Genomic DNA, 13250 nt, shown 5'->3' on the forward strand with positions numbered 1-13250 from the left:
AACAGCTGATCCAGTAATTGGTCTGTAATTGGCATTCTTTATCCCTTCCAAGGAGTTAGGTAGAATGCCACTTACACAGATTTTTTTACACTCTCGCCGATCGTAGCTGAATTTTCGCTGAGTAATGCAGAAAATTTTACACTCTCAAACCAAGGGCCGCATTGCGGCCCTGATATCTAACTATTCAGATTTAGTCTGACAGTTACCAAATCTTCACGCGATTTTCCGGCGCTATATACAACTTGTCGCCTTCTTTCACATCAAAAGCTGTGTAGAACACTGGCAGGTTAGACACTATGCCGTTGACGCGGTAATGTGGTGGTGAATGAGGACCTGTTGCCAGTTGTTGTTTCATCATTTCTTCACGGTATTGAGAACGCCATACCTGAGCCCAGCTTAACAACACACGCTGATCACCGGTGAAACCATCCATCACTGGCGCTTCTTTGCCTTGCAGCGATAACTGATAAGCCTTCATTGCGACAGTTAAACCACCTAAATCACCGATATTTTCACCTAAGGTCAAATCACCGTTTACAAAGTGACCTGTGACAGGCTCAAATTTGCTGTATTGAGCGCTTAAGGCTTTGCCTAAAGCCTGGAACTTGGTTTCATCCTGCTCTGTCCACCAGTTGCGTAAGTTACCATCACCGTCGTATTTAGCGCCCTGATCGTCAAAACCATGCCCAATTTCGTGACCAATCACAGCACCTATGCCGCCATAGTTCACTGCATCTTCTGCTGCCATATTAAAAAACGGCGGTTGCAAAATAGCGGCAGGGAATACGATTTCATTGTTGACGGGGTTGTAATAGGCATTGACGGTTTGAGGTGTCATATACCATTCGTCTTTGTCGATTGGCTTGCCTAATTTGGCCAGCATCTGATCGTAACCCCAGTGGGTGGAACGAACAAAGTTACCCAACAAGTCATCGGCTTTGATCTCCAGATTAGAGTAATCTTTCCACTTATTTGGATAACCAATTTTTGGCACAAAAGTACTCAACTTCACCAAAGCGGCCTTTTTGGTGTCTTCCGACATCCAATCCAACTCTTTAATCGACTGCTCATAAGCGCTGATCAAATTGGCAACTAACAACTCCATGCGTTGTTTGGCTTCAGGTTTAAAATGACGTTCTACGTACAGCTTGCCGGTTAATTCGCCCAGCACAGCGTCGCTGGCATCCACTGCTTTTTTCCAGCGTGGTTTTTGTTCTTTAATACCACGTAAAGTCGCTGAATAAAACTGGAACTGACGGTCTTCAAAAGCTTTATTCAGCTTGTCAGCAAAGGAATTGATGGTATGGAAGGTCAGGTAGTCCTGCCAGCTTTGCACATCAGTGGTTGCAACAAGTTTACCTAAAGCTTCAAAGTAGCCTGGCTGACCGATAATAACTTCATTGACGTTCGCAAGTTTTGAACCTGCGGCAAAATCGCTCCAGCTAAAGTCACCCAGGGTTTTGCTTAAATCAGCATTAGATACCTTGTTATAGGTTTTATCTGCGTCACGGTTTTCAACACGAGTCCACTGATTTTTGGCCAGTTCAGTTTCCAGTGCATACACACGTTGTGCTGCAGCTGCAGGGTCGGCATGCTTAGCTAAAGTAAATAAATCCAGCAGGTAGGTCTGGTAATCGGCCTGAATTTTTTTCGAGGCTTCGTCTTCTTTGGTGTAATAGTCACGGTCTGGTAAACCTAAGCCGCTCTGGTCAAAATACACAGCGTATTCAGTGGACTTTTTCGCGTCGTTATTGACATACCAGCTTAGCGGAATAGTCACCCCATCACGTTGCAGTGAAGCAAAAGTACTGGCTAGTTGGGTTTTATCTTTTAAGCTCTGGATTAGCTCTAATTGAGGCTGCAGGGCTGTTAAGCCTAATTCTTCCAGTTTGGCTTCGTTCATATAGCTGTTGTAGAAGCTGCCTAACTTATGGCCATCTGAACCTGGTGCCAGATCTGTGCGGCTGGCCACTTCATCAATAATAGCTTTCACAGCTAACTGAGAGTTATCCGCCAGTATATGGAAAGAACCATAAGAAGATTTGTCTGCCGGAATTTCAGTTTTTTTGAGCCAACCGCCATTCACCGCTAAAAAGAAGTCATCCTGAAAACGTACTGTCGAATCAAAGTTTTCTTTATCCACACCCGAAACTAAAGCGGCTACCGCTGCTGTTGTTTGTTGTTCTGCTGCTGGTTTTGCCGTTTCTGTAGTAGTGGTTTCAGGGGCTTTGCCACAAGCCGCCAGACCAAGCGCAATAGCCACGCTTAAGGCGGTCAGAGTAATTTTTTTCATTCGAAGGGTTCCTGCCAAAAGGGTTAAATAACCGCACTATACTACTCCGGCAGGCCATTTTTTGTTAATGGAAGTTGTAACAAAATATGAAAAAACCGGCAATGCGAAGCAGTTGCCGGTTTTTTGTTGTGCGTCTTAGTGAAGACTCAGCTTATTTTTTCTTCGCTTTTGGATTTGGCAGGTCAGTGATAGAACCTTCGTACATCTCAGCTGCTAAACCAATAGATTCGTTTAAGGTTGGGTGAGCATGGATAGTCAGAGCTATGTCTTCAGCGTCTGCACCCATTTCTACTGCTAAGCAGATTTCACCTAACATTTCGCCAGCGTTAATACCCACAATAGCGCCACCTAAAATACGGTGCGTTTCTTTGTCGAAAATTAACTTAGTGAAGCCTTCAGTACGGGCTGAAGCTATAGCACGGCCAGAAGCAGCCCAAGGGAAAGTGGCGGTTTCAACAGCAACACCTTTTTCTTTGGCTTCTTTTTCAGTGATACCTACCCATGCCATTTCCGGATCTGTGTAAGCGACAGAAGGAATGCAACGTGGGTCGAAGAAATGTTTCAGACCAGAAATGACTTCAGCAGCCACATGGCCTTCATGCACAGCTTTATGCGCTAACATTGGCTGACCAATCACGTCACCAATAGCGTAGATATGAGGCACGTTAGTACGCAGTTGTTTATCTACATTGATAAAACCACGCTCATCGACGTTCACACCAGCTTTAGCTGCATCTAACAAAGAGCCATTTGGACGACGACCCACTGCGACTAAAATTTTGTCATAACGTACTGGTGTTGCCGGTGCGTTTTTGCCTTCAAAAGTGACATACAAACCATCAGCTTTGGCTTCAACTGCAGTCACTTTAGTCGACAGCATGATGTTGAAGTTGTCTTTGTTGTATTTGGTGTAGACCTTCACCAGATCCGTATCAGCAGCAGGAACCAGCTGATCAGCAAATTCAACGACAGAAACTTTAGAGCCTAAAGCACGGTACACAGTACCCATCTCTAAACCAATGATACCGCCACCTAATACCAGCATTTCGCCAGGAATGTCTTTTAATTCCAGAGCGCCGGTAGAGTCGATGACGCGGGCATCATCTTTTGGAATAAATGGCAGAGCTACAGGCTCAGAACCGGCAGCGATAATGGCGCTTTCAAAAGTAATAGTGGTATCACCGACAACCAGCGTATTTGGGCCAGTGAATTTGCCGTAACCAGTCACTACTTTGACTTTACGCATTTTAGACATACCGGCTAAGCCGTTAGTTAGCTGAGCTACTACTTTGTCTTTCCAGGCACGGATTTTGTCTAAATCGATTTGTGGAGCGCCAAAAGTTACACCGTGAGAGGCCATTTCTTTAGCATCGTCGATCACTTTGGCTACATGTAATAAAGCTTTAGATGGGATACAGCCAACATTTAAACAAACACCACCAAGTGTGCTGCGTGCTTCAACTAAAGTCACTTCCAGACCTAAGTCGGCAGCGCGGAATGCTGCAGAATATCCACCAGGGCCAGCGCCTAACACCACAACTTGAGTTTTGATTTCGTTGCTCATCGTTTTACCTTTTTATCTTTTGCTAAGATAGCCACCTGTAAAATCAGGCGGCCAGGAAATAAAGTGACGGAATTTTATCACCCTACCTGAAAGATGTCCCGTAACTTTTCAGAACATGGGACAACTTTCAGTCGTGTTTCGTCTTACATAATGATCTGACGGATATCGGCCAGATAAGATGCCAGAGTAGCAGTGAAACGCGCTGCTAAAGCACCATCAATCACACGGTGGTCGTAAGAGACAGATAAAGGCACCATCAGGCGTGGTTCAAATTCTTTACCATTCCACTTAGGTTTGATATCCGATTTTGACACACCCAGAATAGCCACTTCAGGCGCGTTGACTATAGGCGTAAAAGCCGTACCACCAATACCGCCTAAACTGGAGATGGTAAAACAGCCACCCTGCATATCCGCAGCTGTTAGTTTACCTTCACGGGCTTTTAACGAAATATCCTGCAGTTCGCGGGATAACTCGATAATGCCTTTTTTGTTTACATCACGTACCACAGGCACCACTAAACCGTTTGGTGTATCGACCGCTATGCCTAAATGCACATATTTTTTCAGAATCAGGCTGGCACCATCTTCAGATAACGAGCTGTTAAAGGTTGGGAACTCTTCCATAGCTTTAGCCACAGCTTTCATAATAAAGACCAATGGAGTGTATTTAACGCCCATTTTCTTTTTATCAGCCAGCGCGTTTTGCTCTTTGCGGAACTCTTCCAAAGTCGTGATATCAGCTTCATCAAACTGAGTGACATGCGGAATCCGTACCCAGTTGCGGTGTAAATTTGCACCGGATAACTTCTGAATACGTGACAACGCTTTTTCTTCCACAGCGCCAAACTTGCTGAAATCAACTTTTGGCCAGGGGATTAAATCAAAACCCACACTGTTGCTACTGCTGGTGACGTTGCCTTTGCCAGACGCCACCTGAGCAATAATGTTTTTCACATAATTTTGCACGTCTTCGCGCTGTACACGGCCTTTACGGGCTGTGCCTGTGACTTTGCTTAAATCAACGCCAAACTCACGGGCTAAACGACGAACCACAGGAGAAGCATGAGCATAAGCCTGATTCTCAGTAAATTCGCTTGCAGGTGCAGAGGATGTTGCAGCAGGAGCTGACGCAACAGGCGCCGGAGCAGCGACAGGAGCTGGCGCAGTAACAGCGGCCGGAGCGGCTACCGCAGGAGCTGCAGCTGCCGGAGCACTTCCAGCCACTTCAAATACAAAAACTGAAGAGCCTGTTTGTACTTTGTCGCCTACTTTGACTTTGATCTCTTTGACAGTACCTGCAAATGGTGCTGGCACTTCCATTGAGGCTTTGTCCCCTTCCACCGACAGCAGAGATTGATCAGCGGCAACAATGTCACCTACTTTCACCATCACTTCAGTCACTTCAACGGCGTCGCCACCAATATCAGGGACCTGAACTTCTTTTAACTCTGCAGCGGCAGGTGCAGCAGGAGCTGCGGCAACTGGAGCTGGTGCAGCCACTGGAGCAGGAGCCGCCGCGGCTGGCGCTGCAACAGCGCCACCTTCAGCTTCAAAAACCATAATCAGCGAGCCGGTTTTTACTTTATCGCCGGCTTTGACTTTAATTTCTTTGACAGTACCAGCTTGCGCTGCTGGTACTTCCATTGATGCCTTGTCGCCTTCTACCGATAATAAAGACTGGTCCAGCGTGACTTTATCGCCCACTTTCACCAGTACTTCGGTGACTTCAACTTCATCCGCACCTATGTCAGGCACATGAATTTCAATCGTCATGACAAATCCTCTTATGCGTACAGTGGGTTAGTTTTGTTGGTGTCGATACCAAAGCGGGCTATGGCATCTGCCACTAACTGCTTATCGATTTCACCGCGTTTAGCCAGTTCACGTAAAGACGCCAGCACGACATAACCGGCGTTCACTTCAAAGTGACGACGCAGGTTTTCACGGCTGTCAGAACGGCCAAAACCATCTGTACCCAAGACTTTATAAGATACCGAAGGCATAAATGAACGCACCTGATCGGCATAGTTTTTAATGTAATCGGTCGCTGCAATAGCAGGAGCTGTGCCTAACACCTGAGCAATATAAGGCACTTTCTCTTCAGCCATAGGATGCAGCATGTTGAAACGCTCACAATCCTGACCGTCACGTGCCAGCTCGTTAAATGAAGTCACAGAATAAACGTCTGAGCCCACACCATAGTCTTCACTTAAAATTTCAGCCGCTTTACGCACTTCGTTCATGATAGTGCCGCTGCCTAACAGCTGAACTTTGGCTTTTTCACCGACATGGCTTTCCAGTTTATAGATACCACGACGAATACCTTCTTCAGCACCTGCAGGCATAGCAGGGTGATGGTAGTTTTCGTTCATCACTGTGATGTAGTAGTAAATGTTTTCCTGTTCAGCACCGTACATACGACGGATACCGTCCTGAATAATCACCGCCAGCTCGTAAGAGTAAGTTGGGTCATAGGAAATACAGTTTGGTACTGTGCCCGCCAGAATATGACTGTGACCATCTTCGTGCTGTAAGCCTTCACCGTTTAAGGTAGTACGGCCGGCAGTAGCGCCTAACAGGAAACCACGGGCTTGCTGATCACCAGCCAACCAGGCCATATCGCCCACGCGTTGGAAACCAAACATGGAGTAGTAAATATAAAACGGGATCATCGGCAGATCGTTGGTGCTGTATGAAGTAGCAGCTGCGACCCATGACGCCATAGCGCCCAGCTCGTTAATGCCTTCCTGCAATACCTGACCTGAAGTTTCTTCTTTGTAGTAAGACACTACTGCGCGATCTTCCGGCGTGTAGGTCTGGCCACGAGGGTTATAAATACCAATCTGACGGAATAAACCTTCCATACCAAAAGTACGGGCTTCGTCAGCAATAATAGGCACAATTTGCTGGCCGATATTTGGATCTTTCAGCAAGACGTTCAGTGAACGCACAAAGGCCATAGTGGTCGAAATTTCACGTTTTTGCTCTTCCAGAAGAGGCTCAAAAACATTCAGTTCTGGCAGAGTTAAAGCCTTAGTGAAATTAGGTAAACGCACTGGCGTATAACCATTTAAGGCGTTACGACGGGCATGCAGATACTGATGCTCAGGTGAACCTTCAGGCAACTGGATATAAGGCAAAGCCTGTACATCTTCTTCGCTGATGTAATCTTGCAGATTCAAACGCTTACGAATTTGCAGCACATGGGTCATATCCATTTTCTTAACCTGGTGCGCAATGTTTTTGCCTTCAGCCGCTTCACCCATGCCATAACCTTTGATGGTTTTGGCCAGGATCACAGTTGGGCGACCTTTGGTTTCCTGAGCGGCTTTAAAGGCAGCATATAACTTGGACGGCTCATGACCACCACGTTTTAATGCGAAGATTTCTTCGTCTGTCATATCAGCCACTAAAGCTGCAGTTTCAGGGTAACGTCCGAAGAAATGCTGACGCACATAAGCACCGTCTTTGGCTTTATACGTCTGGTAGTCACCGTCTACTGTTTCGTTCATCAACTGCAGTAACTTGCCTGTGGTGTCTTTCGCCAGCAGCTTGTCCCAGCCACTGCCCCATACCACTTTAATCACGTTCCAGCCGGCGCCACGGAATAAACCTTCCAGTTCCTGGATGATTTTACCATTGCCCATCACAGGACCATCTAAACGTTGCAGGTTACAGTTCACCAGGAAACATAAGTTATCCAGCTTTTCACGGGCAGCAAAAGATAAAGAACCACGGCTTTCCGGCTCGTCCATCTCGCCGTCACCTAAGAAAGCATAGACACGTTGCTGGCTGGTATCTTTCATACCACGACCATCTAAATACTTCAGGAAACGCGCCTGATAGATAGAAGTGATAGGGCCTAAGCCCATAGAAACAGTAGGGAACTGCCAGAATTCAGGCATTAATTTAGGGTGTGGGTAAGAAGATAAACCTTCGCCACCGACTTCCTGACGGAAGTTGTCCAGTTGATCAGCAGTTAAACGGCCTTCGACAAAAGCACGGGCGTAGATACCCGGAGAAATATGGCCCTGGTAATACACCAAATCGCCGCCGTCTTTTTCATTAGGCGCACGGAAAAAATGGTTAAAACAGGTTTCGTAAAACGCAGCGGAAGACTGGTAAGAGGCCATGTGACCACCTAAATCCAGCTCTTTTTTCGAAGCGCGCAGAACTATCATAATAGCGTTCCAGCGGATCACTGAACGGATACGTTTTTCCAGATTTACATCACCAGGATACGCAGGTTCCTGCTGTGGCGGTATGGTATTGATGTAATTGGTGGTGATGCCTGTTGGCATATCCACGCCTTCCAGACGAGCCTGTTCCAGCACTTGTTCTAACAGGAACTGAGCGCGCTCTACACCTTCGGTGCGAACTACAGATTCAAGAGCCTCTAACCATTCTTTGGTTTCGAGCGCGTCGATGTCAGTCTTATTGACTTCAGACATATCAAAGTTTCCTTAATCAGTTCCACGCCAGAGAGCGGAACATTAACAGTTAAAAAGTATGCTTACGCTCATTCGCTCTGTTGTGAACGTCTGAGCGAGCGTTCAATGCGTGAGCGCTCCCGGTCAGCTTCCAGCAATGCCTCTTCGATAAAGGCTAAATGGCTGTTGCTGGCTTGCCGGGCTTGCTCCGGCTCGCCATTGATCACCGCTTGCATCAGACAATGCCTGTGCGAATTCAGCTGGCTCACTATGCCTTCTTTTTCCTGCAAAACTTCAAGGTTTAACTTGATGTTTTGCTCTACCAGCGGCGTTAAGCCGCGCACCAAATGCAAAAGCACCACATTATGCGATGCCTCTGCAACCGCCGAATAAAACTGGCCAACTGACCGCGCTTCAGCGTCTAAATCCTGTTGCTGCTGGGCAGCACAAATTTCTTCATACCGTTGTTTAATCAAATCATAGTCAGCTTGTGTGCCACGAAGTGCAGCGTAATAAGCACAAATGCCTTCCAAAGCGTGACGAAACTCCAGTAAATCAAATTGCGACTCCGGGTGACGACCAATCAGAGCAAACAACGGATCTGTCAGTCCAACCGCCAGATTTTCGCAGACATAAGTGCCACCACCCTGACGGCGATTGACCAAACCTTTGGCTTCGAGTTTCTGAATAGCTTCACGTAAGGATGGACGGGAGACATCAAACTGCAGCGCAAGTTCACGTTCAGGCGGTAACTTTTGTCCGGGCGTAAAAGTCCCCTCCAGCAGCATATGTTCCAGTTGCTGGACTATTTGATCGGACAATTTGGCAGGTTTGATTCTCAGACTGGACATTGCCACCTTGGTTTTAATTCTATGGTTATTGTTTGGCTATTTTAAGTTGATCACTTGTAAATTGGTCTTACCAATTCAATTTAATGCGGCATAACTTAGCAGAAAGGAGTCAAACTGTAAATTAAACTGCGGAATTATGCGACCAAAGCGGGTAAATAATTAGAGTAAAAGCTCAGAAAAACAGAGGGTAAAATGCGGCAAGAAAATTGGTCTGACCAATAAAAAGAACTGGGGGCAGAGCAAAGGCTTAACTTTACCCTGACCCGAATTAAGCTTAACCCAGCCAGCCTGACAAGGTCAGCACTGCGACTAAAGCAAGGAAAAACAGTACATTACGTTTGGCTAACTGTACCATGCAGGCGGTTTCTTCAGCGCAGTTGTACGCATCATCAGGCAAAGGTTCAGCCGCTTTGGCCACACTGGTAATCACAGTAGTGGACGGCGTACTGAAATCTCCTAAAAACGCCAGCAGCGCAGCGGAAGCGCGGGAGAAATGCCCAACCAAAGCTAAACCTACGCCAAATAAACGGGCTGGTACCCAGTCGGCCCAGAACATCACTTGCTGGAATGCAGCAGGAATATCAGGGGTTGCTTCGACAAATTCGGCTGTTTCTGCATCTTCAGTTTCTGCCAGTTTCACTGGTTTATCCCAGCTGCCAGGCTCGTTCAGTTGGCGTAACAAGGCGTAAGTAATAGCGCCAGCCCCACCTAAAAGTGCGAACCAGAACAATACGGCGGCATAATAACGAAAGTTCAGCCAGACCAGACGTTGACCATAACTCAGCTCAGGGTCTGTTAAACCTGCGTCCTTGCTTAATTGCTGCATAGTTAAAAAAGCGGCTTCGTTATCTGCTCTTTCGCTGGCATTTAAATACTGTTTGTAGAGTTGACGGTAGTGCCAGCAACCAATACACACCAGCAGCACAAGAGTGTTCAGCACTAAAGTCACCAGGCTGCTGCCAATCAACCACAGCAGCAGGGCATACAAGATGCCGGGTAAGATTAACCAAAGGTACTGACCTTTGCTGTCATCTGACAGTTTAGACAAGCCTGAACTCTGACTTAGAGACAGGTACTTTTTGGCATAAAACGAAAACTGCCAGGCCTCACTGCGAACCGCCAGCCGTTCAATAATTAAGGCGATAAGCATACTGATCAAGGTCATTTATCCATTCTCCTTTAACGCAGATTGATAACGGTTCCAGTCAAACGACGGGCCAGGATCGGTTTTCCGACCCGGTGCAATCTGCTGATGTCCCACAATACGATCCAGGCTAATAGCAGGAAAGTCTTGCATCAGTTGTCTGGTTAACAGCACCAGACTTTGGTACTGCGCATCGGTATAAGGCTGATGCTCAGTGCCTTCTAATTCTATTCCTATCGAAAAATCGTTACAGTTTTGTCGTCCGTCAAATTCAGATACCCCAGCATGCCAGGCTCTGTAGTGAAAAGGCACATACTGCCGGACCAAGCCGTTCCTGAAAATAACACAATGAGCGGATACCTGCACTCCTGTTAAATCAGTAAAACTCTGATCGACGCTGGTGTCCAAAACACCCATAAACAAATCATCAATGTAACTGGTACCAAACTGACCTGCAGGTAAGCTGATGCAATGGATCACCAACAAGCTGATATCACTCTCTTGTGGTCGCCTGTTCCAATGTGGACTGGCACGCTGTTCAAGTTCAAGCGGAACTTGCAGTTGATTTAACGTCACAGTGTCAATCCCGTTTTGCAAAAACGCTTCATGCTCGGTTAAGCTGGAGCCTTTATTGTCAACCCTGAGACTTTGGAATGCAAGCACCTGACAATACAACTAAATTAGGTCGGTTATTTAGCTGGATCAGTTGGCTGCTGTTGCTTGCCCTGCTGTATTGGTTTTTTGAAGATCAGATTTCGTTACAAATAAATCCGAATCAGCAGCTGCAAAGTCAGATCGGCAGCAGTGGTGAAAAAGTCACCATATTAAAGCGCAACAAAGCAGGGCATTACGTCGGTACAGCTTTGTTTAATGGTGTGCCTATGGAATTTATGCTTGATACAGGCGCTACTGTAGTAGCCGTATCTGAGCAGGCCGCACTCAAATTAGGCATGCCCAGAGGCCAGCGTTATCAGGTCAGTACAGCCAATGGGCCTGCTGCTGCATACGACAGCAGACTGAACAGCCTGCAACTGGGTGATATTGTGCTGACAGAAATACGCGCCAGTATTACCCCTGGCTTGCATGGCACAGATATTTTGTTAGGCATGAGTGCATTAAAACAATTAGAATTCAGCCAACAACAGGACGAGCTGAAGCTAATCCAACGCTAACTTTTAATGGGCCACAGAGCCTGTTATTTATCGGAATTATAAATACAGATGATTAACGTCCCTTACCTTATTGATTTGCAACGGGATATTGAACTGACTGTTCGTCAGGCTCTGGCTGAGGATTTAGGCCATTTACCACTGGAGCAAGGCGATATTACCGCCTCCCTGATCCCTGCGACCCAACAAGCCAAAGCCACTATTATCAGCCGCGAAGACTGTGTGTTTTGTGGCAGTGCCTGGCTGACAGAAGTATTCCGTCAGTTATCCAAAGAGGTGCAGGTCGAATGGTTTGTCGCTGATGGTGACAAAGTAGCAGCCAACTCCATGTTATGTGAGCTGACTGGCCCTGCCCGCATTTTGTTAACAGGCGAGCGTACCGCTTTAAACTTTATTCAGAGTTTAAGCGGCACTGCCACCACCACAGCTCAGTACGTTGCTTTACTTGAAGGCAGCCCCACCCGCTTACTCGATACCCGTAAAACTTTGCCTGGTATGCGTTTAGCACAAAAATACGCTGTGGCTTGTGGCGGTGGTAAAAACCACCGTCTGGGTTTATATGATGCGTTTTTAATTAAAGAAAATCATATTGCAGCTGCGGGCTCTATCGACAATGCCGTCAGCATTGCACGGCAAAACTTCCCGGGAAAACCTGTTGAAGTAGAAGTAGAAGACTTAATTGAATTTGAGCAAGCCCTTAAAGCTGGTGCTGACATTGTGATGCTCGACAACTTCCATATTGCCGATATCCAGCAAGCCGTCAGTATGAACAAAGGTCAGGCCAAACTGGAAGTGTCAGGTAATATTACTGCTGAAGCTTTACGTTCTTTAAGCAGCACTGGCGTGGATTATATATCCAGCGGTGCTTTAACAAAAAATCTGCAGGCTATTGATTTATCTATGCGTTTACGCAGTATCTGACACCTGCTCTGAGGTTACGCTTTTTGGCGTAACCTTCTGCCATTCGTCGCAGTAAACAGCAAAGTGATAAAAGGCTGATACACTTTAATCAGTGTTCCCGCAACGCTGTGATCCTTATGAATCCTGGTCAATTATTGCAAGGCACTGTCTGTTACTGGCGTGATGATAAAGGTTTTGGTTTTATTGCCACAGACTCTGGTGAACGGCTGTTTTTCCATATCCGTGATTTTGAGGCAACTCCCCAACACAGGCCACAACGAGGCGATCTACTCTGTTTTCAATTGGGGCTGGATAAACAAAATCGTCCTTATGCTCTGGCTTTGCAACTGGCGACAGCCAACACTATCTTGCTCACTCCATCCACAAAAACTATCAGTCCTAAAGGGCCTGCTATTTATCAGATCCAACATCAGGCCTGGTGTTTCCGTTATTTGTTTTTTGTTTTGTTGTTACTGTCTTTGCTGGCTGGCTCTTTTGCTTTTACCGTGCCGCTGTTTTATCTCGAAGCCAGTTTGTTTACCTATTGGCTTTATCAAATTGATAAAAAACTGGCGAGCAGCGGGCAACAAAGCCGTTTACCTGAAGAAAGTTTACAGATGTTTAGTTTAATTGGTGGTTGGCCCGGTGCCTGGCTGGCGCAAAAACGTTTGCATCATAAAGTACATAAGGCGCCTTTTCAGCGAGAGTTTCGTTTTGTTATTTATGGCAATAGTTGTTTTTTACTGTGGCTATTATCTGAATCAGGCACAGCGTTTTTACACAAAGTAGCGCTGTTCTGAACACTACAGCTTCAGCGCTGCAGCAAGGCAAAGATAAACAGTCTTTAAAAATCAGCTATTTAACCTATATTTCACTTTTTATATCCGCTCTGTTTGC

10 protein-coding genes are annotated in these 13250 nt (G+C 46.4%); 3 read left to right on the forward strand and 7 right to left on the reverse strand.

Translation table 11 applies throughout. The features are described 5' to 3' along the window. Window positions 1-202: 202 nt before the first annotated feature. From J2W69_RS17740 to ampD, 7 genes are all read right to left on the reverse strand, one after another. Window positions 203-2293 (reverse strand): M13 family metallopeptidase, encoded by a 2091-nt coding sequence (locus J2W69_RS17740; RefSeq protein ID WP_310280975.1) that lies wholly within the window; start codon window positions 2291-2293, stop codon window positions 203-205. A gap of 151 nt (window positions 2294-2444) precedes the next feature. After that, window positions 2445-3857 (reverse strand): dihydrolipoyl dehydrogenase, encoded by a 1413-nt coding sequence (gene lpdA, locus J2W69_RS17745; protein ID WP_008899676.1) that lies wholly within the window; start codon window positions 3855-3857, stop codon window positions 2445-2447. Between the two features lie 143 nt (window positions 3858-4000). Continuing rightward, window positions 4001-5632, reverse strand: a complete 1632-nt coding sequence (aceF, locus tag J2W69_RS17750; protein WP_310280977.1) for a pyruvate dehydrogenase complex dihydrolipoyllysine-residue acetyltransferase — start codon at window positions 5630-5632, stop codon at window positions 4001-4003. An 11-nt stretch (window positions 5633-5643) separates the two neighbouring features. Then, a complete protein-coding gene (gene aceE / locus J2W69_RS17755; protein ID WP_310280979.1) occupies window positions 5644-8310 on the reverse strand; it encodes a pyruvate dehydrogenase (acetyl-transferring), homodimeric type in 2667 nt (888 codons plus the stop codon). Window positions 8311-8378: 68 nt separating this feature from the next. Next, window positions 8379-9140 (reverse strand): pyruvate dehydrogenase complex transcriptional repressor PdhR, encoded by a 762-nt coding sequence (gene pdhR / locus J2W69_RS17760; RefSeq protein WP_008899679.1) that lies wholly within the window; start codon window positions 9138-9140, stop codon window positions 8379-8381. Window positions 9141-9414: 274 nt separating this feature from the next. Continuing rightward, complete coding sequence (ampE, locus tag J2W69_RS17765; RefSeq protein WP_310280982.1) at window positions 9415-10305, reverse strand: beta-lactamase regulator AmpE; 891 nt, start codon at window positions 10303-10305, stop codon at window positions 9415-9417. After that, window positions 10306-10860, reverse strand: coding sequence for a 1,6-anhydro-N-acetylmuramyl-L-alanine amidase AmpD (gene ampD / locus J2W69_RS17770; protein WP_310280984.1), 555 nt, complete (start codon window positions 10858-10860; stop codon window positions 10306-10308). 77 nt (window positions 10861-10937) lie between these two features. Here ampD and J2W69_RS17775 point away from each other — a divergent pair, with 77 nt between their 5' ends. The 3 genes from J2W69_RS17775 (at window position 10938) to J2W69_RS17785 (ending at window position 13153) form a co-directional block, all read left to right on the forward strand. Continuing rightward, the gene (locus J2W69_RS17775) at window positions 10938-11456 is read left to right on the forward strand and encodes a retropepsin-like aspartic protease family protein (protein ID WP_310280987.1); all 519 of its coding nucleotides are present in this window, start codon (window positions 10938-10940) and stop codon (window positions 11454-11456) included. Between the two features lie 48 nt (window positions 11457-11504). Continuing rightward, window positions 11505-12374 carry a carboxylating nicotinate-nucleotide diphosphorylase gene (nadC, locus tag J2W69_RS17780; protein ID WP_310280989.1) on the forward strand — a complete coding sequence of 290 codons (870 nt, stop codon included), beginning with the start codon at window positions 11505-11507 and terminating at the stop codon, window positions 12372-12374. 116 nt (window positions 12375-12490) lie between these two features. Beyond that, window positions 12491-13153, forward strand: a complete 663-nt coding sequence (locus J2W69_RS17785; protein WP_310280991.1) for a cold shock and DUF1294 domain-containing protein — start codon at window positions 12491-12493, stop codon at window positions 13151-13153. The last annotated feature ends 97 nt before the right edge of the window (window positions 13154-13250 follow it).

Origin of the sequence: Rheinheimera soli, assembly GCF_031457405.1 — a bacterium.
GTDB lineage: Bacteria > Pseudomonadota > Gammaproteobacteria > Enterobacterales > Alteromonadaceae > Pararheinheimera > Pararheinheimera soli_A.